General features: G+C 68.7%; 25 protein-coding genes. 3 read left to right on the forward strand and 22 right to left on the reverse strand.

The features are described 5' to 3' along the window. The first annotated feature begins 8 nt into the window (after positions 1–8). From AC3RJ6_RS02625 to AC3RJ6_RS02635, 3 genes are all read left to right on the forward strand, one after another. Positions 9–137: a hypothetical protein gene (locus AC3RJ6_RS02625; RefSeq protein ID WP_491425317.1), complete on the forward strand. Its 129-nt coding sequence runs from the start codon at positions 9–11 to the stop codon at positions 135–137. Next, positions 137–349, forward strand: a complete 213-nt coding sequence (locus AC3RJ6_RS02630; RefSeq protein WP_491425318.1) for a hypothetical protein — start codon at positions 137–139, stop codon at positions 347–349. Before AC3RJ6_RS02625 ends, AC3RJ6_RS02630 begins: the two co-directional genes overlap by 1 nt. A gap of 144 nt (positions 350–493) precedes the next feature. Next, positions 494–853, forward strand: coding sequence for a hypothetical protein (locus tag AC3RJ6_RS02635; protein WP_491425319.1), 360 nt, complete (start codon positions 494–496; stop codon positions 851–853). 60 nt (positions 854–913) lie between these two features. On the opposite strand, the gene AC3RJ6_RS02640 is transcribed toward AC3RJ6_RS02635, so the two are convergent. The 22 genes from AC3RJ6_RS02640 to AC3RJ6_RS02745 form a co-directional block, all read right to left on the reverse strand. After that, positions 914–1,201: a hypothetical protein gene (locus AC3RJ6_RS02640; RefSeq protein WP_491425320.1), complete on the reverse strand. Its 288-nt coding sequence runs from the start codon at positions 1,199–1,201 to the stop codon at positions 914–916. Then, positions 1,198–1,566 carry a hypothetical protein gene (locus AC3RJ6_RS02645; protein ID WP_491425321.1) on the reverse strand — a complete coding sequence of 123 codons (369 nt, stop codon included), beginning with the start codon at positions 1,564–1,566 and terminating at the stop codon, positions 1,198–1,200. Before AC3RJ6_RS02645 ends, AC3RJ6_RS02640 begins: the two co-directional genes overlap by 4 nt. Continuing rightward, positions 1,563–2,576 (reverse strand): GH25 family lysozyme, encoded by a 1,014-nt coding sequence (locus AC3RJ6_RS02650; protein WP_491425322.1) that lies wholly within the window; start codon positions 2,574–2,576, stop codon positions 1,563–1,565. The genes AC3RJ6_RS02645 and AC3RJ6_RS02650 overlap by 4 nt, the downstream gene beginning before the upstream one ends. A 68-nt stretch (positions 2,577–2,644) precedes the next feature. After that, positions 2,645–4,621 carry a hypothetical protein gene (locus AC3RJ6_RS02655; protein WP_491425323.1) on the reverse strand — a complete coding sequence of 659 codons (1,977 nt, stop codon included), beginning with the start codon at positions 4,619–4,621 and terminating at the stop codon, positions 2,645–2,647. A gap of 3 nt (positions 4,622–4,624) precedes the next feature. Beyond that, positions 4,625–5,539, reverse strand: coding sequence for a hypothetical protein (locus tag AC3RJ6_RS02660; RefSeq protein WP_491425324.1), 915 nt, complete (start codon positions 5,537–5,539; stop codon positions 4,625–4,627). Between the two features lie 9 nt (positions 5,540–5,548). Continuing rightward, a complete protein-coding gene (locus tag AC3RJ6_RS02665; protein WP_491425325.1) occupies positions 5,549–5,968 on the reverse strand; it encodes a phage tail fiber protein in 420 nt (139 codons plus the stop codon). Between the two features lie 2 nt (positions 5,969–5,970). After that, positions 5,971–6,867 carry a hypothetical protein gene (locus AC3RJ6_RS02670; RefSeq protein WP_491425326.1) on the reverse strand — a complete coding sequence of 299 codons (897 nt, stop codon included), beginning with the start codon at positions 6,865–6,867 and terminating at the stop codon, positions 5,971–5,973. Positions 6,868–6,875: 8 nt separating this feature from the next. Then, entirely contained in the window at positions 6,876–7,688 is an 813-nt protein-coding gene (locus tag AC3RJ6_RS02675; RefSeq protein ID WP_491425327.1) for a phage distal tail protein, read from the reverse strand. After that, a complete protein-coding gene (locus AC3RJ6_RS02680; protein ID WP_491425328.1) occupies positions 7,628–9,805 on the reverse strand; it encodes a phage tail protein in 2,178 nt (725 codons plus the stop codon). Before AC3RJ6_RS02680 ends, AC3RJ6_RS02675 begins: the two co-directional genes overlap by 61 nt. Before the next feature lie 12 nt (positions 9,806–9,817). Continuing rightward, complete coding sequence (locus tag AC3RJ6_RS02685) at positions 9,818–10,120, reverse strand: hypothetical protein (protein WP_491425329.1); 303 nt, start codon at positions 10,118–10,120, stop codon at positions 9,818–9,820. 50 nt (positions 10,121–10,170) lie between these two features. Continuing rightward, complete coding sequence (locus AC3RJ6_RS02690) at positions 10,171–10,446, reverse strand: hypothetical protein (RefSeq protein WP_491425330.1); 276 nt, start codon at positions 10,444–10,446, stop codon at positions 10,171–10,173. A gap of 95 nt (positions 10,447–10,541) precedes the next feature. Then, the gene (locus AC3RJ6_RS02695; protein WP_491425331.1) at positions 10,542–11,351 is read right to left on the reverse strand and encodes a phage tail tube protein; all 810 of its coding nucleotides are present in this window, start codon (positions 11,349–11,351) and stop codon (positions 10,542–10,544) included. Positions 11,352–11,443: 92 nt separating this feature from the next. Continuing rightward, a complete protein-coding gene (locus AC3RJ6_RS02700; protein WP_491425332.1) occupies positions 11,444–11,809 on the reverse strand; it encodes a hypothetical protein in 366 nt (121 codons plus the stop codon). 28 nt (positions 11,810–11,837) lie between these two features. Further along, the gene (locus AC3RJ6_RS02705) at positions 11,838–12,125 is read right to left on the reverse strand and encodes a hypothetical protein (protein ID WP_491425333.1); all 288 of its coding nucleotides are present in this window, start codon (positions 12,123–12,125) and stop codon (positions 11,838–11,840) included. Beyond that, positions 12,122–12,463 (reverse strand): hypothetical protein, encoded by a 342-nt coding sequence (locus AC3RJ6_RS02710; protein ID WP_491425334.1) that lies wholly within the window; start codon positions 12,461–12,463, stop codon positions 12,122–12,124. Before AC3RJ6_RS02710 ends, AC3RJ6_RS02705 begins: the two co-directional genes overlap by 4 nt. After that, positions 12,460–12,831 carry a hypothetical protein gene (locus AC3RJ6_RS02715; protein WP_491425335.1) on the reverse strand — a complete coding sequence of 124 codons (372 nt, stop codon included), beginning with the start codon at positions 12,829–12,831 and terminating at the stop codon, positions 12,460–12,462. Before AC3RJ6_RS02715 ends, AC3RJ6_RS02710 begins: the two co-directional genes overlap by 4 nt. 15 nt (positions 12,832–12,846) lie before the next feature. Continuing rightward, the gene (locus tag AC3RJ6_RS02720; RefSeq protein WP_491425336.1) at positions 12,847–13,032 is read right to left on the reverse strand and encodes a hypothetical protein; all 186 of its coding nucleotides are present in this window, start codon (positions 13,030–13,032) and stop codon (positions 12,847–12,849) included. A 9-nt stretch (positions 13,033–13,041) separates the two neighbouring features. Beyond that, complete coding sequence (locus AC3RJ6_RS02725; protein WP_491425337.1) at positions 13,042–13,857, reverse strand: hypothetical protein; 816 nt, start codon at positions 13,855–13,857, stop codon at positions 13,042–13,044. 20 nt (positions 13,858–13,877) lie between these two features. Next, positions 13,878–14,441: a hypothetical protein gene (locus tag AC3RJ6_RS02730; RefSeq protein WP_491425338.1), complete on the reverse strand. Its 564-nt coding sequence runs from the start codon at positions 14,439–14,441 to the stop codon at positions 13,878–13,880. Positions 14,442–14,530: 89 nt separating this feature from the next. Continuing rightward, a complete protein-coding gene (locus AC3RJ6_RS02735; protein WP_491425339.1) occupies positions 14,531–15,247 on the reverse strand; it encodes a VG15 protein in 717 nt (238 codons plus the stop codon). Continuing rightward, a complete protein-coding gene (locus tag AC3RJ6_RS02740; RefSeq protein ID WP_491425340.1) occupies positions 15,231–16,664 on the reverse strand; it encodes a phage portal protein in 1,434 nt (477 codons plus the stop codon). The genes AC3RJ6_RS02735 and AC3RJ6_RS02740 overlap by 17 nt, the downstream gene beginning before the upstream one ends. Beyond that, positions 16,661–18,067, reverse strand: a complete 1,407-nt coding sequence (locus tag AC3RJ6_RS02745; protein ID WP_491425341.1) for a terminase large subunit domain-containing protein — start codon at positions 18,065–18,067, stop codon at positions 16,661–16,663. Before AC3RJ6_RS02745 ends, AC3RJ6_RS02740 begins: the two co-directional genes overlap by 4 nt. Between the last annotated feature and the right edge of the window lie 23 nt (positions 18,068–18,090).

The raw sequence follows: 18,090 nt of genomic DNA on the forward strand, positions 1-18,090 counted from the left end.
TCCGGCGCATGTTCATCGTCACCTTCTCGGACGGTCACACTCTCCCGGTCGCGGCGTCGTGTGAAGACGCGGCCCGCACGGCGGCCTACCGCGTCGAGCGGTCGCTGTCGATCACATCGATCCGGGAGGCACGCTGATGGGAACCATGGAGACGCGCGACGGCGTGCTCGACCGGTTCGAGCACGCCGGACTGGTCGTACACGGCTGCCCGCCCGCGCCGGGCTCGGCGAGCATCATGATCGGCGACGAGATGGTCATCCTCGACACGGCGGCGCTGCAGCAGCTGATCCACGCGCTCGAGTGCGCCCTGGTCCCGTACGGCGAGCACGAGCTCGCGCCGAGCCAGTGAGTGAGTCGCCGACTCGAGCATCTCGTGGTGCTCGTCGTCTGGACAGCGTGCTGGTTCGTGCTCCCGTTCGTCGCGTACGACCGCACCCTGTGACCCCAGATCGAGGGGAAGCCGACACCCGCACGGCGTGGCTAGGCTCGCGGGATGAGGAAGCTCGCCGTCGCCCTACTCGCCGTCGCACTCGTCCCCGCGCTCGCCGGATGCGTTCGCATCCCGACCTCGAGCAGCACCGAAGAGCCGCCCACGGCATCCGCACAGCCAACACCGGCCGAAGAGGTAGCCGAGCCCGAGTCCGATCGCACCGAGGTGCCCTGGGCCGACTACGAGGCCACCCTGCAGGCACAGATCGACGACCTCACCGCGGCAGGCGACTGCGCCGGCCTGCAGGCGGCGTTCGACACCGCCGACGCGAACAACGACGCCACCATGAACCGCACCGGCCACAACAACGCCGACCTCATGACCTACATCGACGAGAGCATGCGCCTCGCCGAGTGCTACTGAGCGCACGACGAAAGCGCCCCGCCCTCCCGAAGGAGAGCGGGGCGCTTCGCGTATGCCCGGTCAGGCCTCGTGGCGACCGTTCGAGAGCGTCGGCTGGTAGTCGTCGGGGATGCCCTTCGACAGCATCGTGAGGTAGCTCGCGAGGCCGGCGAGGGGCGGGGTGACGACGGCGAGGCCGACGGTGACGCCGGCGAGGAGCCAGCCGGTCGGGTCCTGCACCAGCTGCACGATCGCCGCGGCCGACGGGATGCCGGTCGCGAGGGTCGCTGCGTACGCCTGCGCGGTCGTGCGGACGAACGCGCGCTTCGCGGCGAGCGTGACGTCGGCGGGGATCAGCTTCTCGATCATGGTGATTTCTTCTCCTTCTGTTCGAGGGCGGCGACGCGGGCGATGACCGCGTCGGATTTCTTCTCGTGCTTCTGCTGCCACTCGAGGGCCTCGGTGAGCTCCTCGCGCATGTTGGTGTCGTGGTCGTTCTCGACCTGCGCGCGCACGCGCTCAAGCAGCTCGTCCTGGTCGCCGAGCTGTCTCTCGATCCGGGCGAGGCGCTCGGCGAGCTCGAGTATCACGTCGATCGTGCGAACGAACTTCGACACGGTCGGCCACGACTTCCTGATCAGGATCACGATGCCGACAGCGGCCGCGATCCAGATCAGGAACTGCAGGACGCTGATCGAGTCGAGGAACTCCTGCACCTCGGGCGGCAGGCTCACGGGCGCTCGAGCCCGAGCGCGAAGCCCGTCCACGATGCTGTGCGCGGTGCGCCGTCGATCGGGCCGGCGTAGTCGCCGAAGCGGCGAGCGTACGTCTGGATGCCGTAGGAGCCGCCGCGGCCGATGACGCCGTCGATGGTGCCGACGAACTCGCCCGAGTGGCGCAGGGTCTCCTGCACACCCTTCCGGGTGTTGGGGCCGAAGACACCGTCGATGGGGCCTGAGTAGCGGCCTCGCGCCTTGAGGGCGCGCTGCACGCGCTTCGCGAGCGTCCCGGTCGGCTCCCAGTACGACCAATCGCGGCCGCTCGTCGACGGCGCCGACGGCTTGCTCGGCGCGGGCTCGCTCGCGCGGCCACCGAAGAGGGTGCCGACCGTGTGGGGCGAGTAGTTCCCGTCGACGCTCATACCGGCGACGGCGACGCGCGAGGAGAACTGGTGCACGTCCCAGCGGGCGATCTTGCCCTGCAGGCTCGGCGTGTGGTCGGGCGTGTGGCCGGTGGGGAAGTCGCCATAGGCGGACCACCAGATACGGATGCCGGCGTCGGTGACGCGGTTCCACGCCCCGTTCGCGCGGGTGAGCGAGGCGGGGCAGTAGAGCCAGAGGCGCGACCACGGGATGCCGGTGAGGGCGCGCACGCGGTTGAAGAACCGCATGACGTCGTCCTGACGCCAGTAGGTGGCGTCGCCGTCGAGGGGCTCGTTGTCGAGGGCGAGGACGTCGTGGTCACGGTCGAAGCCGTGGAGCGCGCGCACGAACTGGTCGGCCTGCGCCTCGATATCGTCGAACGCGACGCCGGGGTCGTCCTGCCCGGGGATGAAGTAGTGCCCGATGCCCGCGATACCTGCGGCGCGAGCGCGGTCGATGTGCTCGTGGTAGCCGTTCGCCGTGTACGGGCTGCCGGTCTGCTGGCCGGCGGCCTTCACGATCACGAACTGCACGCCCTCGCGCTTCGCGCGGGCGTAGTCGATGCCTGCCTGGTAGCCGGCGACGTCGATGCCGAACGTCATGGTGGGGTGCTCCTTTCGAGCGTGCGGAACACCCCGCCACGGTGACGGGGTGGGAGGAGCGGGGGTCGTCAGCGGGTGTGCCCGGAGATGCCGACGGCGGGGGAGAGGTTGCTGTCTCCGAGGGTGGCGCCGACTGTCGGCGGGGCGGATGCCAGCGCGAGCCCGTTGGCGGTGTCGGGCGAGTACCCGAAGACGCATGCCGAGCCACCTTGGCCGCTGTTGCCGTAGTACTGGATCACGCTGCCGCCGGCGACGTCGTCGATCAATGCGGCGTACCGCTTCCCGGCGACGATGTCCGCGGTGAACCCCGTGAACGCGAGTGTGATGCCGGTGCCGGCGCCGGGCGTGAGCGTCTTCTGCTGCAGGATGGCCTCGATCTGGTTCGTGCCATCCGCGATTCGCGCGAGCGTAGCGCGGTATGTGATCCCGGAGAGCGCCGTCAGCTTGAACCGCAGCTCGGTGATGGTCGCGTTGGTGGTGCAGACGAAGAACGTGCCCCACGTGTCGTAGCTGCCGATCGTCGTCGTGAGCCGAGCGAACACGCGGGTGTCCCACACGGCGGCGATCGCGCTGCCACCTCCGCCCGCTGGAGGAGCAGCCACGACCTGACTGCCTTGCACCGTGAGTACGTCGCCATCGGTGGCGCCAGTCAGATCGACGTCGGCGAGCATGTCGAGGTCGGGCGTGTAGTCGATGAACCTCGCGCCGGTCCACAGCACAACGTCTCCCGGCTGGATGCCGAGGAAGTCGGTGTCGGCGAGGTCCGACATCTTCGTCGCGGCGAGCGCCTTCGACACGGGGATCGGCACTGTCTGCGTCTGCCCCGCACCGCCCGACGACGACCCGCCGAGCTTGTCGAGAAGTCGCTGCATCCGGATCGCGCGAGCCTCGAACAGCGACTGCAACGTGAGCTCCACGGTGGGCTGCCCGGTGGTGTCGATCTCGACCGCGATGCCCATCACCCGCATCGCGCCCGACTCGGACGCGTCGTCCTCGAGCTCGAGCGTGATCCAGTCGTTGATCGTGAAGTCCTCGAACGGGTGCCGATTGGGCCGGTCGTATGGCACCTTCACCGTGCGCGACGACTTCTGATCCTTCGAGATCGCGAGCGTCGTGTTTGCCACCGCCGAACGCGCGGTCGCGTCGCCCGAGTCGCCGGCGGACACCCACGCCGCGCGCTTGCGCCACTTCGTCTGCGACGTCGCGGACTCGGCGACCGCGATGCCGAGGTCACCGCCGTCGGCGTAGACCACGTTCCGCAGGTCACGACGTGACACCGACCGCTTGTGCTCGTGCTGCGCACGGTACTGGGTGAAGACGACGGACGCCTCACGGTGATGGCCGGCACCCTGCAGCACCTCGAGCTTGAAGCCGGGCCGCATCCGCCACGACAGCTCGTTCTGCTCGCACCACCGCTTGAGCAGCGTCAGCAGGTCCTCGCCCGCCTGGACCGTGAGCGCCTGCACGGTGGTCGCCCACGGGGCGCCGGCCGAGTCCTCGGTCGCGGAGAACGTGAGGTCGACCCAGTCGAGGTACCCGGCAGCTTGTGACTCGAGGAACAGGGTGCGCCACGCTGCCATCGGGTGCGCGGTGAACGCTCGCTCGGTCGACGTCGGTGCCGGCATCCCCGCGGGAAGGACGCGCGCCCACTCGAGCACGGTCGCGGTGCCGCGGCCGCCGATCACGGTCGAGCGGGGGCCGTCCTTGTCGAGGATCACGTCTTCGACGACGTCTTCGGCGAGGAACTCGGCGCGGACGACACCATCCTCGATGATCTGCCAGAGCGCTTCCTGCTCGACGAGTCGCACCGTCTCGCCGACAGGCAGAGGGTCCGTGAAGAGCCGGTCGTCGGCGTCAAGCGTGATGGACCCGCCGCCCTCGGCGTTCGCTTCGACGGTGAACCCGAGACTCGCGAACCGCTGCACCTCGGCGACCTGCGACGTGTAGTCCCGTTCTGAGAGGACACGAGCGTACCAGCCGACGCCCTCGAGCGGGATGGCGTCGAGCACGGTGAGGAACTGGGTGTTCGACGTGCGCAGGACCATGCGTCAGCTCCCGTTCGTCTTCATGCGCACGGGGAATCCGGGCGCCTCGGAGCCGACTGGGACGGTGAACTCGACGATCTGGTGCTGCATGTCGATCGTGCCGAGCTCTGGGTTCAGCTCGCGGTCGGGCCCGTACGCGTCGGGGGTGGCGGGGAACGTCTGCCATGACGTGACCGGCAGCACCTCCCAGGTGCCGTCAGGCCGGTACTCGAGCGCGCCACCGTACGTCGACTGGAGGTCACCGAATCCGAACCCGACGACCTGGATACCATCACCCTCGCGGCCGCTCGTGGGGCGCAGGAACCAGATGTGCGGGTTCGGCGTGTGCGTCGAGACGTCGCCGAAGTGCGCGTACCCGAATCCGTCGGGGTTCATGTCGAGCCGGGGCCCGTAGTTGACGTCGACGTACTGGTCGGCGGGCCGGCCGTCGACGAACCGAGGGCCGACGTTGATGTCGATGTACTTCGACCCCGCCTCGGTCGTGCGCGGCGCCGGGCCGCAGTTGAACTGCGCGTAGTGGATCGCCTTGCCGGCGTCGACCCACGCCTTGAATCTGCGCACGGTCGACCATGCCGACCACCCGGTGGTTCCGGTCTCGGCGGCGCGGACGCGCCAGTAGTAGGTCGAGAGGTTCGTGAGCCCGGGCACGGCGACGGTGGCGACGCCGTCGGCGAGGTTGGTGATCGTGTTCGAGTAGACCGGCGACGAGAAGTCGGCCGTGTCGTCGACCTGCACCTGCACGTCGGTGTTCGTGACGCCGGTCGATGAGACGAGGAACTCGAGGTCGACTGCGAGCGCGGGGATGAGCGCGCCGTTCACGGGGTCGACCGGCGCTGCGGCGTACGCGGCAGCGACTGCGGACCCGAACCCGCGGATGCCTCGGAGGAGTCCGGAGGCCGCGACATCGATCGTCGCCATACCGTCCCCCTACTGCTGCTCGATCGTGAGGCTGCCGGACGGGATGCGGGCGACGTCGCCGGCGCCGGTGATGACGACGGCATCGGACAGCGGCCCGCTGTAGAGCAGATTGCCGCCGGCCGAGTTGTCGTAGACGGCCCAGTGCGTGACCTGCGCCTGCGACCAGACGCCGGTCGCCGCCGGCCAGGTGATCGCGCCGGACGCGCCAGAGTTCGTCACCGATGTCGCCGACGAGCTGATGGTGCCCCACAGGGTGGCATCGTTCGTCTTCGCGACGCGGGCGTAGCCGCCGGTCGCGTTGGGCTCCACGCCGGTGCCTTCCGGATCGCCGTTGAGCAGGGCAAAGTAGAGCGTCCCGGCCGCGAGCGTGGTGTGGTGGTCGGCGCCGAAGTGCGAGCGGAGGCTGATGTTCCGGGCCTTGATCGACATGCTCAGGTCCAGTCGGTCGACTCGGCGAACACTCGCAGCGACCAGAGGCCGAGCTGCGCGTTCGACGGGGTGATGCGGCGGAGCGTGACCGTGCCCGAGATCGCCCCGGGCGCGAGGTCGCCGACGTTGACCTGCGCGAGGAACGAGCCGCCGCCGAACGACAGCGAGTGCTGGCCAGGCACCGACGGGGATGCGTCGGTAAGCACGTCCATCGCGACGCGCACGTCGTTCGCGGTGAGCGTCGGCGAGAGGTTCTTCACACGGAAGAGCCGATCGGCGGACGAGCCACGCGGGGTGTCGCCCCAGTCGAACCACGCCGGCGGCAGCTTCTCGTCGATCGTCGGGTGCCAGAGCTCGAGCCGGTGCGGGTTCGCGCCGGGGACCGGCTCACCGTAGACGTGGAAGTCGCGGATGGTGAGCTTGTCCGCCTGGCCGCCGGCCGTTCGGCGGTAGACGACCTTGATCCCGCGCTTGGCGAGCTGCGTCGCGGAGAGCACGCCGTTCCGGTACATCGGCTTGGAGTCGACAGGACCGGTCGGGATCGACCCCACGGGGACGGTCGCGATGACCGTCCACGTGCCGTCCTGCCCGTTCGTGGTGTCGGGCGACACCTCGACCGTGTAGTACGGGGCGCCCGATCCGGAGACGGCGAAGAAGGCGTTGATCATGTACGCGTCGATGTCGCGCACCTCGGGGAACACGTACGCCACCGACGCTTGGCCCGACGCGCCGAACCCGGCGTCGAGGATGATCGCGTCCGCGTCCTCGTCGTTCAGCGCCTGCATCTGCGAGGCCGTGAGCTGGGTGAGCACGCCGCCGAGATCGATCGCGACGCCCACCGATCCGTCACGATCGAGCGCCATACGCCACGACGGCGAGTCTGGGTAGTTGCCTGCCACGGTTCCTCCTACATCCACTTCGCGCGGTAGCGCAGAGTCGCGGTACCCGAGCCGGAGTCGGCCTCGAGCAGGATCGTGTTCGCGCCTCGGGCGAGGCCGAACCATGCGCGGCTGCCCGAGTGCGTGAGCGCGCCGATGAGGTTGGCTCCGTCGGACTCGCGCGTCACGGTGGTCTCCTCGACATCGACCGTGACCGTGTCGCCGGCGGCGACCGACGTGCCGACCTTCACCCACACGTCCGGGTTCGTTGTCTGGTTCGTGACCCGCGGGTTCGAGAGGGCGCCGTCGAAGTCGATGACGACCTCGGTCGTCGCCGCGTCGCCGCCGTTCGTTACGACGACCGGCACCCCGGGCGTCAGGGGCACCGCGACCTCGGACTCGAGGTAGAACGGCTCAGCGAGGAGCAGATCAGCGGTGATGCGCGCCTGGTACTCGCCGATGTGGCGACGTTCGAACGCGCCCGGCGCGATCGCCCCGGTCTCGGCGTAGTGCGTGCCGAGGTCATCGGTCCACGCCCTCCCGAGCACGAACTGGCGTCCGCCGTCCGGCCGGAAGAGTCGGCGGAGCGCCCGCCAGTGCTCCTCGAACGCGTCGACCCACTCGGCGCGGGTGATGCCGCCGTGGTCCTGCCCGAGCACGTGCATGCCGAGCGTGATCGTGCGGGAGTTCTCCACCCGGGGCCGGTGCTCACGGCCAGCGCGGCCGGCGAACTCACGGTCTTCGCCGCGGAGCTCGGCGGCGGCGCTGTCGTCGATCTGGATCACGTTGAACGCGTGGTCCGTGAGGTCGACGCCGTCGACCGACCAGACGTACTCAGGCACCGGCCACCTCCAGCTCGTCGAGGCCGTCCTGGCCGAGGTACGCGCGCTTCGCCTGCAGGCGTCGGATCGACGTCGTCGCGGGCTCGCGCACCGGGTTGTTGATCTGGCCGACGTAGATGCCGTCGCCGCGATCTGCACCGCCGCCGGGGCGGGCGGTCTGGTCGAACTCGGCGAGCGACCCCGGCGCGGGGATCGACATGCGCGGGGCGAGCGGGCTGCCGCCGGGGCCGAGGCCGCCGGGGGGGGCCCGGCGTGCCGAAGCCGCCCATGCCGTCGTCGAACCCGTCGGTGAACTGCGTCGCGAGCGCACGGCCGCCGTCGGCGACGGCCGTCCACCCGGAACCGGAGAAGGGGCCGCGCTTGGCGGGGCTGTGGGGGAAGAACCCGCCGACCCAGTCCATGATCCCACCGATGGCGTCGCCGACGGCGCCGACCATCGAGGAGATGCCGTCGATGAAGCCCTGGATGAGCGCCTGCCCGGCGTCGACGAGCCAGTCGCCGACCCCGGAGAAGATGCTCGCGATGAAGTCGCCGATGCCGCCGAGGATCGAGAGCAGCCCGTTCCAGATCCCGACGATCGTGTCGATCGCGCCCTGGAACATCTGCGAGACGCCGTTCCACGCCATCTCCCAGTCGCCGGTGAACACGCCGACGACGAAGTTGATCAGCCCGGTGAGGATGTCGATGAGCCCCTGGATCACGGGCATGAGGGCGTCGAGGATGACGCCGACGAGCTCCATCACGGGGGTGAGGATCGCGATGAAGAGGTCGATGATCATCTGGATGATCGGCATCAGCGCCTGCAGGATCGGCATGAGGAGGCCGATCAGCGGGGTGACGAGCTGCATGATCGCCGTGATGAGCGGCATGAGCGCCTGCACGATCTGACCGAACAGCTCGGCGACCATCATGATGATCGGCATCAGCGCCTGCAGCACCTGCGAGAAGATTCCCGAGAGGATCGTCACGAGCTGCGTGATGATCGGCACGACAGCCTGCAGGACGGCGCCGAGCGCCCCGCCGATGACGGCGGCGAGCTGGGACAGGGCGTTCGCGATGATCGGGATCACAGGCTGCAGCGCCTTGAAGATGATCATCAGGGGCGACGCGGTGGTCCACAGGTTGAACAGCTCGCCGACGAGCGGCGCGACTGCCTGGAGAATCGGGCCGAAGAGATCGCCGAGGCTGGCGAAGAACGCACCGATGCCGGCGCCGCCACCGTCGCCGCTGAGCGCCCCGAAGAATGCCGAGAGCGCAGGGATGACGGTCGAGTTCAGGAAGGTGACGACGCCGGTCACCATGGGCAGGAAGAGCTGCCCGATCTTGGTGACGACGTTGTCCCAGCCGGCGGCGAGGATGCGCTGCTGGTTCGCGAGCCCGCCCGAGGTGCGCTGGAAGTCGCCCTGCGCGTCGGACGTCTGCGCGAAGATCTCCGCCTGAGCGGCGAGCACCTTCTGCTGCGACGTCAGTGCCCCGTTGCCGTCGTAGATGCCCATCTGCATGGCGCGCTGCTTGAGCGTCGCGTCGTCGAGGAGCACACCGAACTGGCGGAGCGGCTCGGCCTCGCCGCGCAGACCCGAGGCGATGGCGTCCATCGCGGTCTGCGTGTCAGTGTTGAAGAACGACGCCATGTCGACGCCGAGTCCGACGAGGTCGGTCGAGAAGCTCGACAGGTCCTGCCCGGCGAGGCCGGCGGCCTTGCCGTAGGTGCCGAACGACTGCGCGGCGCGGAGGACGTTGATCTCGTTCTCACCGAACGCGGTCGCGCCCTGCTTCGCGAAGTCCTGCACGGCCTTCGCCTGGTCGCCGAAGACCTGGCCGATCGCGGCGCCGGCCTCGTTCAGGTCTGACGCCTGCGAGATGCCGTCAGCGATGGTGCGGCCGATCGCCTGCCCGATCTGAAGGCCGGCGAACGCCGCCGCGAGGGGACCGGCCATCCGCCCCGCGGCGGCGAGCAGGCCGCCCTTCATGCCCTTGCCGGTCTTGTCGCCGAGGTCCTTCCCGGCGCGGTCGCCCGAGACGCCGACGACGCCGTTCAGCTCCGACTGGAACTTCCCGCGGAAGCCGGAGAAGTCGGGCAGGACCTCCATCCAGGCGGTGTAGAACGCGTCGGACATGCCGCCTCCCGACTATTCGGCGGGAGGCTTCTCCCGGTGGGGCCGCAGAAGCTTCAGCACCTCGAGCGGTGACCGGCGCCGCTTGTTGTTGCCGCCGAGCTTCGTGCGTTTCGTGGTGGGTCTCGGGTACGGCCGGGAGCGCCGTTTCGAGGCCTTGGCTCGTTGCAGGTCGTACAGGTCAGCGAGGATGAGCCACTCGTGGCTGACCGGTCGCTCCCACCCGGACTGCGCGGCCATGAGGCGCGACGTCGGGTCCTTGGCGAGCATCTGCAGGAGCAGGTGCAGCTCGCGGAGCGGGACGTCCCAGAGGGACACGTGGAAGTGCGAACGGAGGTCGGCAGCCGCCTCTGGGAGATGTCGGCTGACTACTCGCCAGAGGTCTCGGATTCCCCCTCGCCGATGCCCACCCACGCCTTCACGAGCTTGATGACGTCGGCGACGGCGAGCTTGTCGATCGCCTCGAGCGTGCGGGCGTCGGCCTTCGCTTCGAAGAGTTCGCGGATGAGTCGCGGCCGGTCGACGTCGGCGGCCGACGTGATCGCGGCGGAGGTCTCGAGGTCGCCGAACCCGAGGACGGGCAGCATGTACGGGCTGCCGTCGATCTCGAACGAGAACGGCTGGGTGTTGAACGAGAGCACCATGATGGTGGTTCCTTTCGGGAGAGGGTTGGGAGAGGAGTGGTGTGGGGTGGAGAGGTGGCGACGACCGTCTCCCGTCGGCCGCCGCCACCCGTCTGTTAGACCTGCGTGACGACCACGGCCGGCGTGGTGCCGCCGGTGAGGCCCGAGTCGTCGGCCGTGAGGGCGACGTTCTCGGCGAACGTGATCGTCTTCGGGGTCATGCCGGTGACGGTCGCGCCGTCGATCCCGGTGAGCGCGTTCAGCGCCGTCTGGACGGCCGAGGCGGCAGCGTTGTACGCGATCGGGGCCGTGGTCTCGCCGTCGGCGGTGAGGGTGAAGTCGCCGCCGGTCGGGGTGCCGGTGATCTCGAGCGACCACGTGTCGGCGCCGGTGAGCTCGCTGTACCACTTCTTCACCGCGCCGCCGAGGGCCTCGTTGAACGAGGCCTCCACGGTGACCTCGTACCCGATCGGCTCGCCGTTCGAGTAGATCTGGTCGCCGACCTCGATGACCTGCGCCTCGGGGGCGTAGGCGCGGATCTTCTGGTCGCCGTCGATGACGTCGAGCAGGAACGCGATGACCGGGCGCTCCTTCGTCGGGTCGATCACGATCGACCCGTCCGAGGCGACGGTGCCGCCGTAGTAGAACGCGACGGTGTCCTTGTTGGTCTGGATGAGGATGAGCTGGTACCTGACCGAGCCCTCCTCGATGAGGGTGCGCACCTTCTTCTGGCGCTGCCACGCCTTGAGCGGCGAGGTCGACTGCTCGGTCGTCTCGGTGACGCCGTCCTCGTTCACGTAGCCGAGGTCGGTCCACGACGCGTCGAGCACGGAGTCCGCGCTCGACGGGGCGACCGCGACTCCGAACACGCCGGTCGCCACGATGCCATCGACACCGACGCGAACCTCCGTGATGTCCTTACCCATGGGGTTCTCCTTCTGTGGTGGGTGGCACGGGCGTGCCGGTGGTGACCCAGCGCGGGAGAACGCGGGACAGATTTGGGCCGCCAGGCCGGCGGTCAGAGGTTGATGGCGCGCACGAGGAGCGTGCACGCCACGAGGTAGTGGGTGAGGGTCTTGCCGCCGACGGTGAGAACTTCGTCGGTGTCGTCCTCGACCTCGAGCACGGAGATGTTCGTCGCGTGGAGCACGGAGCGGCAGCCGGCGGCGACGTCGCGGGCGAGCTTCTCGGCTTCGACCTGGTCGTCGGCCCACACGTTGAGGCTGTGCCGGCGACGCTCGACTCCGTTCTGGTCGGCACCGCCGTCGTCCCGGACGGTGACCATGCGGGCCGTCTTCGTCGCGGGCAACTTCGGCTGCACGGTGACCGCCTTCGCGGCGGCCCACCCGCGCGATGCGAGCCAGTCGCGCTGCGCGCGCACCACCGGTCCAACCGTTGAGGGGAACGTGACGCTATAGGCCTGCACGAGCGATCGCCCTCGACATGGTGCCGCGCTTCGCTTCGACGCGGGCGCCGATGCGGTCCTCGACGCCGACCTGGATGCTCACGCGGCCGCGGCGACCGCCGGACACGAACCGCTTCATGCGGAGCGTCTTGCGATAGAACTCGTTCGGGTCCTCCGCCATCGCGTCGTACACCGGCTTCGCGGCCTTCTCGAGCACGCCGGCGAGCTCCTCGGACGTGGCGACCGTGGAGAGCGGCTCGTTCGCCTTCCAGCGGACCTTCTTGCGCGCCATCATGCACCTCGCTTCACGGCGACCTCGACGCCCCAACCTGCGCCGGTGAACGGTGACGTCCACTGGCCGGCTTCGCCGTCGATCTGCCAACGCTCACCGCGGATGGTGAGCATGTCGGTGGGAAGGAACACCGTGCCGCTCGGCGCGTACACGGTGCCCCCGGTGACGATCCGGGCACCGGCCGTCGACCCGACCTCGTCCGAGGTGCCGGGCGCGAAGACGCACCCGGGCACCTCGAGCGTGTCCGTGTCGAAGATCGGGCTGCCCTGCTCGTCCTCGCCCGTCTGTTCCCCTTGACGGGTGATCGTGATCGTCTCGCCGAACCCGTCCGTGCCGATCACGGCGCCTCCTGCGGCATGAGATCGACCATCCCGGCCCGTTGGCGGCCTCGGCCGAGCAGCTTCTTGTCTGCCTTCGAGAGGTACAGATCGCCGGTCGGGTTCGTGAACTGCTGGGTGGTGGTGAACGGGCCGACGGTCTCCTGCACGGAGGCCACCCCGACACCGACCACGGCCATAGCGCGCTTCACCATCTCGCACGAGACGATCAGCCGCACCGCGAGCTCGTCCGAGGTCGGCGGGTCAGACGGGGCGACCACCGCGTCGATCCGGATCGACGCGTCGTCGAGAAGCACACCGGCGCGTGCCTGCTCATCGGTGGAGAGGGGCCGCCAGCGGGCCTCAAGGTCAGCGACCGTTGCGTATGCCATGACGACCCCCCTCTCTCACTCGGTGTCGGACGAGGCGTCCGATTCGGTGTCGCCGTCGGGCGACCACTTCTCGGGCTTGGAGCCCTTCACGCGCGGGTCGGAGACGAACGCCTCCGCACCGAACTTCGCGATCTGCCGCCTCGCGAGGTCGACGTCCTCGACCTCGAAAACGTTGCCGTTCTTTGCCTTGATCCAGGGCATGTCGACTCCTTACGCCGAGATGTAGGTGTGGACCGCGGACGAGCGGAGGATCTTTCCGCCGTACACGTGGAGGCCGTCGACCTGGTCGCCGAACGCGTCGGCGACGGTCTGGGCGCGGAACTTGAGCAGCTGCTCGGCGAAGCCGACCGAACCGCCGTGGTAAGCGATCGCCGCGGGCTTGTTGGTGTTCGCGAGCGCGGTGGTCGCGGTCTCGAGCACGGTGAAGCCGAGCAGTCGGCCGACGACACCGTTGCGGAGACCGTCGCCGTCGCCCGACTCGTCGACCTTCGTGAGGGTCGAGCCGGTGCCGAGGAGGATGCCGATGAAGTCGGGGTTGGCGGCGAGGTACCAGGCTCCCCGCAGCTTCGACTTGCGGGCGCCCGTGCGGAGCGCCTTCACGACGTTGTACGCGGACGCGAAGTCCGTGAGCGCCGTGGTGCCGCCGGTCGCGAGACCGTTGGTGAGCATGTCGGTGATGACGAAGTTCTCCGACGTGTCGGCGAGACCCTCAGCGGCGTCTCGCTGCACCGGGTCGAAGGAGCCGGCGGCCTGGACCTTGTCGACGTCGTCGACGAGGTACGCGAAGTACTTCTTCTGGTCGACGTCGAGGTCCTGCGACGAGTCGGTCAGCGCCTGGCGGGTGATGGTGCCCGCGTAGGTGTTGATCGTGGGCTGCGTGACCGACGTGATCTTGACGGTCTCACCGCCGTTGACGATGTCGCCCTCGTACTCGCGGTTGAGGGTCGGGATGACGACCTGCGACTCGTGGATGTTCTCCAGGAGAGCCGCGTGCCAGATCGTCGGCTTGAAGTTGGTGACGGCCATGATGGCACTCGCTTTCTAGATCAAGAAATCCCGAGGAGCTTGTTCAGCCGGCCGGCCTTCCGTGCCGCGTTGATCTCCGACGGTGACATCTGGGCGATGTCGGTGTCGGTGAGCTGCGACGCGGGGGCGTTGCCCGTCTGGGTCCCCTCGGTGGGAACGATGTAGGGAGCCGGGGTGGGCTCCTTGGAGATGAGCGGCTTGAGGGCTTCGGCGTGCGCCTGGAGCTCCTCGAGCGTCGTGCCGGCGAGGACCGCCGTGGGAACGCCGGACTCCTGCGAGACCTGCGTCTTCCATGCGGCGAGCTGCTCGCGCTGGCGGAGTTGCGCCGCCTCGGCCTTGGCTTCCTCTGCCTCGGCCTTCGCGCGCTCGAGTTCGGTCATGCTGGCCTTCTCGAGCTCGGCGAGCTTGTCCTCGGCGCCCTTGGCAGCCTTGGCGCGGGCCTCCCACTTGCGAGCCTCCGCCTTCCAGTCGGTCTCCTGTGCAGGAGCCTCCGGGGTTGTGGCGGGCTCGGTGGGTGCCAGCGTTTCCGGTGCAGGTTCGGGCGTCGGGGCTGGTGCTGGCGGCGCGGGGGTGTTGTTGCTCATCTCTTCCTCTCCCATGCGGGATCGCCGCGGCGCCCGTGCGGGTGACGCGGAAGGTGATCGGTGGTTCAACCCGCCATGCGGCGGGAAGTTCAGGGCGTGGCGAGCTCGGCCTCGTGATCGGCGAGATAGCCACGAATCAGTGCGTTGTGTGACTGCTTCTGCGCCTCGGTCATGCCTGTGGTGCGCTTTGATGCCTCGTAGAGGCGCACGTCGACCTCGGGCGCGTTCGGGTCCCACGACGGCGCCGAGGCACAGTTGCAGTCGCCGTGCGAGGCGAAGTGGACGCTCTCGCGGGTGTAGACGCCGCCGCGCCCCTCGAGCATGCGGCAGAACGAGCACGCGCCGACTCGGGTGATCCGCTGCCAGCCGCGCGCGGCCGGGTCCGAGTCGGTTGCGCGCGCGATCGTCGTGCGCGACGCGGAAAGCACGAATTTCGGCACCGTCGACTGAAGCGTCGTCAACACTGCGGCGAGGTCAGGTTCGTCGAGGAACAGGCCCGCCGCCGCCCGCCGCACAGTCCCGTCAACCGCGTCGAGATAGGGCGACGGCACAGGCTCGGCGCGGAACCGGCCAGGCGCGCCAGCCGCCGCTCGCGCGTCGTCGTACCAGTCCGCCGCGAAGTCCGCCGCGTCCTCGCCGTACCGCGTGACGAGCAACGGCACGTAATTGAGCATCGCGTTGCGCGCCCACTCCGGATGCCGAACGAGATCGAGCCCGTCGACGAACGCCTGCAGGTCACGCTCCACAAGGACGCGGATACCCGCCTGCGCCAGACGGAGCGCTTCGGTGTCAGCTCGGTCGACCATCGTCGGCCTCAGCTTCAGCCGACCGGTTCGCGGCCGAGGCGAGCGCCACGAGCCGGTCCCCGTTGCGGAGCCGGCGGAGATGCGCCTTGATGGACTCAACCTCCGCCGGCGAATACAGCCGCTCGAGCTCGACATCGGAACTTGCGACACCGGGGATCGCCTGGATGCGAGCGAGGGCCGCCTGCGCCCGCGACACTTCGGACGGCGTCGACCATTCGCCCCAGTGCGCCCGCAGTCCCCGCGTGGAGAGAAGTACGGCGGCCGATGCCTCGGTCATTGCGACCGCGCGTCGCATCTGCCGTTCCCATGCCGGTGCGAGGGTGGTGCGCCGCCAGTGTTCGATCTCGATTCCCAGCGGCTCGTACGCGGTGCGGATCGCCTCAGCCGACTGCGGGTTGTCCTGCACGATGCCGAGCGACCCGACTGGAATGTTCGTCTCGCTCGAGAACATCTGCGCGATCGACCGCAGCTGATCGAGGTTCGGTTGCATCGTCTGCTGGGCAAACTGTCCGACGGTCGGCATGTTGCCGTCCTCGTCGCGCGAGAGCGTCAGTAGGCGCCCCAGCATGACCGACCACGCCGGCACAGGGTTCCCGTCCTTGTCCTCGAAGGTTTCGTCATCCACGCCGAGCGCATACCGCTGCGGGGCGTTGTAGAACTCAGCGCCGACTTCGGTGCGGAGCATCGTCCGCACGGCGGAGTCGGTGAGGTACATCACCGCGCGCGTGATTCGCGAACGGCCGAACGGGCGGTCGAGGGTGGGCTTGTGGGGGATCAGCTCGACCGGCATCCCGAAGGAGTGCGGCATGCTCCGGATGCTCCACACGGTCGAGGATTCGCTGCGCATGTGCGTCGTCAGGTTGGGCTGGTAGAGCACCATCTCGACGATGCGACCGGACGCATCGACATCCACGACGTGCAAGGCACTCGAGAGCGCACGACGCCGCTGGTCCCAAATGCCAGCAGCACGCTCAGCAGACGCGGTCGAGAAGATCACATCGGGCTCACCGGCCGCGACGTCGCCCTGCGACACGAACGAGAAGGCGCACGAATGCACGAGCGCTGACGTGTGCGCCGCGGGGATCTCCGAGGCCAGGCGGTTCTCGTCGGCGATGTTGTTCACGACGTCGAGGAGCTCGGTCGAGCCGTCTGCGACAGTCCACCCGTCGAGGATGGTTCGCAGACTCATCGAGTCCACGCCCTTCGCCGGCCACCCGGCAACGACCTCGACGGACTTCATCTGCGGGGGCACAGAGATTCCGAGGTCCTTGAGGGTGTTGTGCATGTCGTAGTACGCCATGCGCAGCTCATTCCGGCGTGCCTTGTCGTGCAGCTTGGTCGCCAGCTTCTGCACCAGCGCCTGACGGGTGTCGTCGAGGCCAGGAACGCGGGGGACCATCGGCTGAACGTGCTTCACGACATCACCCGCCCCTTCGCTTTCCGACCTGGTCGTCTCGTGCTGGTTCGCGCGGCCCAATACGCGGCGCAGAACGCCTCGACTGGTGTCTCGTCTCCGTCAGGGGTGGTTGGCTTCCATCGCCAGGTGCCGCGCTCCGCCATCGGCATGTCGCAAACTCCGACAGAGTCGTCGAGCACGTCGCCATCCGCCGCGGCAGGATGCGACACCGTCGCGGCCTTCACAGCGTCCTCGGTCATCGCGTTCGCAGCGAAGTAGTCGGGCGTTGTCATCGACCTGATCACACGAGCAGGCACGCCGCGATCGCGGAGCGCCTGACTCAGCGCGGCGCCGGCACTACCGAGGAGCGCAATCATCGCGGTGTCCTGCCAACGCGAGGCGAGCCAGTCGGCGAGCGGCGCGACGCCAGCCTGCGTTGAGCCCGTGAACGTGTCGATCAGTTCGACGTGCACACCATCGGCATATTTCACCGACCCGCACAGGGCCAGCCGGGAACCGTCGAGCGAGAACGCGACCGCGAACGATCGGGTTCCAGCGGCCGGGGCCGCTGCGGTCGACGTCTTCGACCACAGTTCGGCCGACCAGCGGCGGCTGCCGCCGTTGCCGAAGTCAGAGAGCCACATGCCGAGGCGGTCCTGTGCGAACTCCTCTGGCGTGTATGACTCGAACTCGCCCTGCACGACCTCAAGATTGATACGCGCGTTCCAGGCTGGATTTCCAGCCCAGCACAGCGCCTCCACCTTGTCCGTCCACGCACGGGGCTTGGCAGCGAGCACGTCCGCGAGATCCGGTGTGCCCTTCTCGACACCCCACTCAGCCCACGCCGTCGCCGTCGACGTACCAGCGACCGCCGCCTCACGCACCGACTCGAACACCTCGCCCATCTGACCCTCGATGTCCTCGCGAGTCGGAGGAGTTCCGAGGAGCCAGACCTGCGGGTTAGGCATCGCCGACATCGTCGAGTTGATCGACACCCAAGCCGGCCGCTTCAACCGCTGCGCCTCGTCCAACATGAGGCAGTCCGACGAGAAGCCTCGACCACCAGAGCCGGATCGGGCCTTGAACTGGATCGTCGCGCCGTTTCGGAACTTCACCGCCTCGCGGTTGAGCGCGTTCATGATGCCGTTCGGCTTGACGCGATCCATCAGCCAGCCGTTGCCCTCGGCCTCGAGGATCTCGACGAGCTTCGAGAACGTCTCGCGTGCCGTGTCCTGCTGGTGCGCAGAGACGACGATCTTGCGCTCGTCGAAGAGGAGCACGCCAGCAAGAGCTCGAGCGACAAGCAGCTGGCTCTTGCCGTTCTGCCGCGGGACAGAGACGCCGACGCGCTTAGCCGACCAAGTCGCGTCCGACCGTTCGCCCATCGCAGCCTGCAGAATGAGCTCCTGCCAGCCGTCGAGCACGATCCCGGCTCGCGCGGACAGGT

The sequence above is a fragment of the Agromyces cucurbitae genome, assembly GCF_058349945.1.

What these genes read in the sequence shown, in the direction of transcription:
- AC3RJ6_RS02625 (WP_491425317.1), top strand. Translation starts at nt 9, where the DNA reads ATGTTCATCGTCACCTTCTCGGACGGTCACACTCTCCCGGTCGCGGCG.
- AC3RJ6_RS02630 (WP_491425318.1), top strand. Translation starts at nt 137, where the DNA reads ATGGGAACCATGGAGACGCGCGACGGCGTGCTCGACCGGTTCGAGCAC.
- AC3RJ6_RS02635 (WP_491425319.1), top strand. Translation starts at nt 494, where the DNA reads ATGAGGAAGCTCGCCGTCGCCCTACTCGCCGTCGCACTCGTCCCCGCG.
- AC3RJ6_RS02640 (WP_491425320.1), bottom strand. Translation starts at nt 1,201, where the DNA reads ATGATCGAGAAGCTGATCCCCGCCGACGTCACGCTCGCCGCGAAGCGC.
- AC3RJ6_RS02650 (WP_491425322.1), bottom strand. Translation starts at nt 2,576, where the DNA reads ATGACGTTCGGCATCGACGTCGCCGGCTACCAGGCAGGCATCGACTAC.
- AC3RJ6_RS02655 (WP_491425323.1), bottom strand. Translation starts at nt 4,621, where the DNA reads ATGGTCCTGCGCACGTCGAACACCCAGTTCCTCACCGTGCTCGACGCC.
- AC3RJ6_RS02660 (WP_491425324.1), bottom strand. Translation starts at nt 5,539, where the DNA reads ATGGCGACGATCGATGTCGCGGCCTCCGGACTCCTCCGAGGCATCCGC.
- AC3RJ6_RS02665 (WP_491425325.1), bottom strand. Translation starts at nt 5,968, where the DNA reads ATGTCGATCAAGGCCCGGAACATCAGCCTCCGCTCGCACTTCGGCGCC.
- AC3RJ6_RS02680 (WP_491425328.1), bottom strand. Translation starts at nt 9,805, where the DNA reads ATGTCCGACGCGTTCTACACCGCCTGGATGGAGGTCCTGCCCGACTTC.
- AC3RJ6_RS02690 (WP_491425330.1), bottom strand. Translation starts at nt 10,446, where the DNA reads ATGGTGCTCTCGTTCAACACCCAGCCGTTCTCGTTCGAGATCGACGGC.
- AC3RJ6_RS02695 (WP_491425331.1), bottom strand. Translation starts at nt 11,351, where the DNA reads ATGGGTAAGGACATCACGGAGGTTCGCGTCGGTGTCGATGGCATCGTG.
- AC3RJ6_RS02705 (WP_491425333.1), bottom strand. Translation starts at nt 12,125, where the DNA reads ATGATGGCGCGCAAGAAGGTCCGCTGGAAGGCGAACGAGCCGCTCTCC.
- AC3RJ6_RS02715 (WP_491425335.1), bottom strand. Translation starts at nt 12,831, where the DNA reads ATGGCATACGCAACGGTCGCTGACCTTGAGGCCCGCTGGCGGCCCCTC.
- AC3RJ6_RS02720 (WP_491425336.1), bottom strand. Translation starts at nt 13,032, where the DNA reads ATGCCCTGGATCAAGGCAAAGAACGGCAACGTTTTCGAGGTCGAGGAC.
- AC3RJ6_RS02725 (WP_491425337.1), bottom strand. Translation starts at nt 13,857, where the DNA reads ATGGCCGTCACCAACTTCAAGCCGACGATCTGGCACGCGGCTCTCCTG.
- AC3RJ6_RS02730 (WP_491425338.1), bottom strand. Translation starts at nt 14,441, where the DNA reads ATGAGCAACAACACCCCCGCGCCGCCAGCACCAGCCCCGACGCCCGAA.
- AC3RJ6_RS02735 (WP_491425339.1), bottom strand. Translation starts at nt 15,247, where the DNA reads ATGGTCGACCGAGCTGACACCGAAGCGCTCCGTCTGGCGCAGGCGGGT.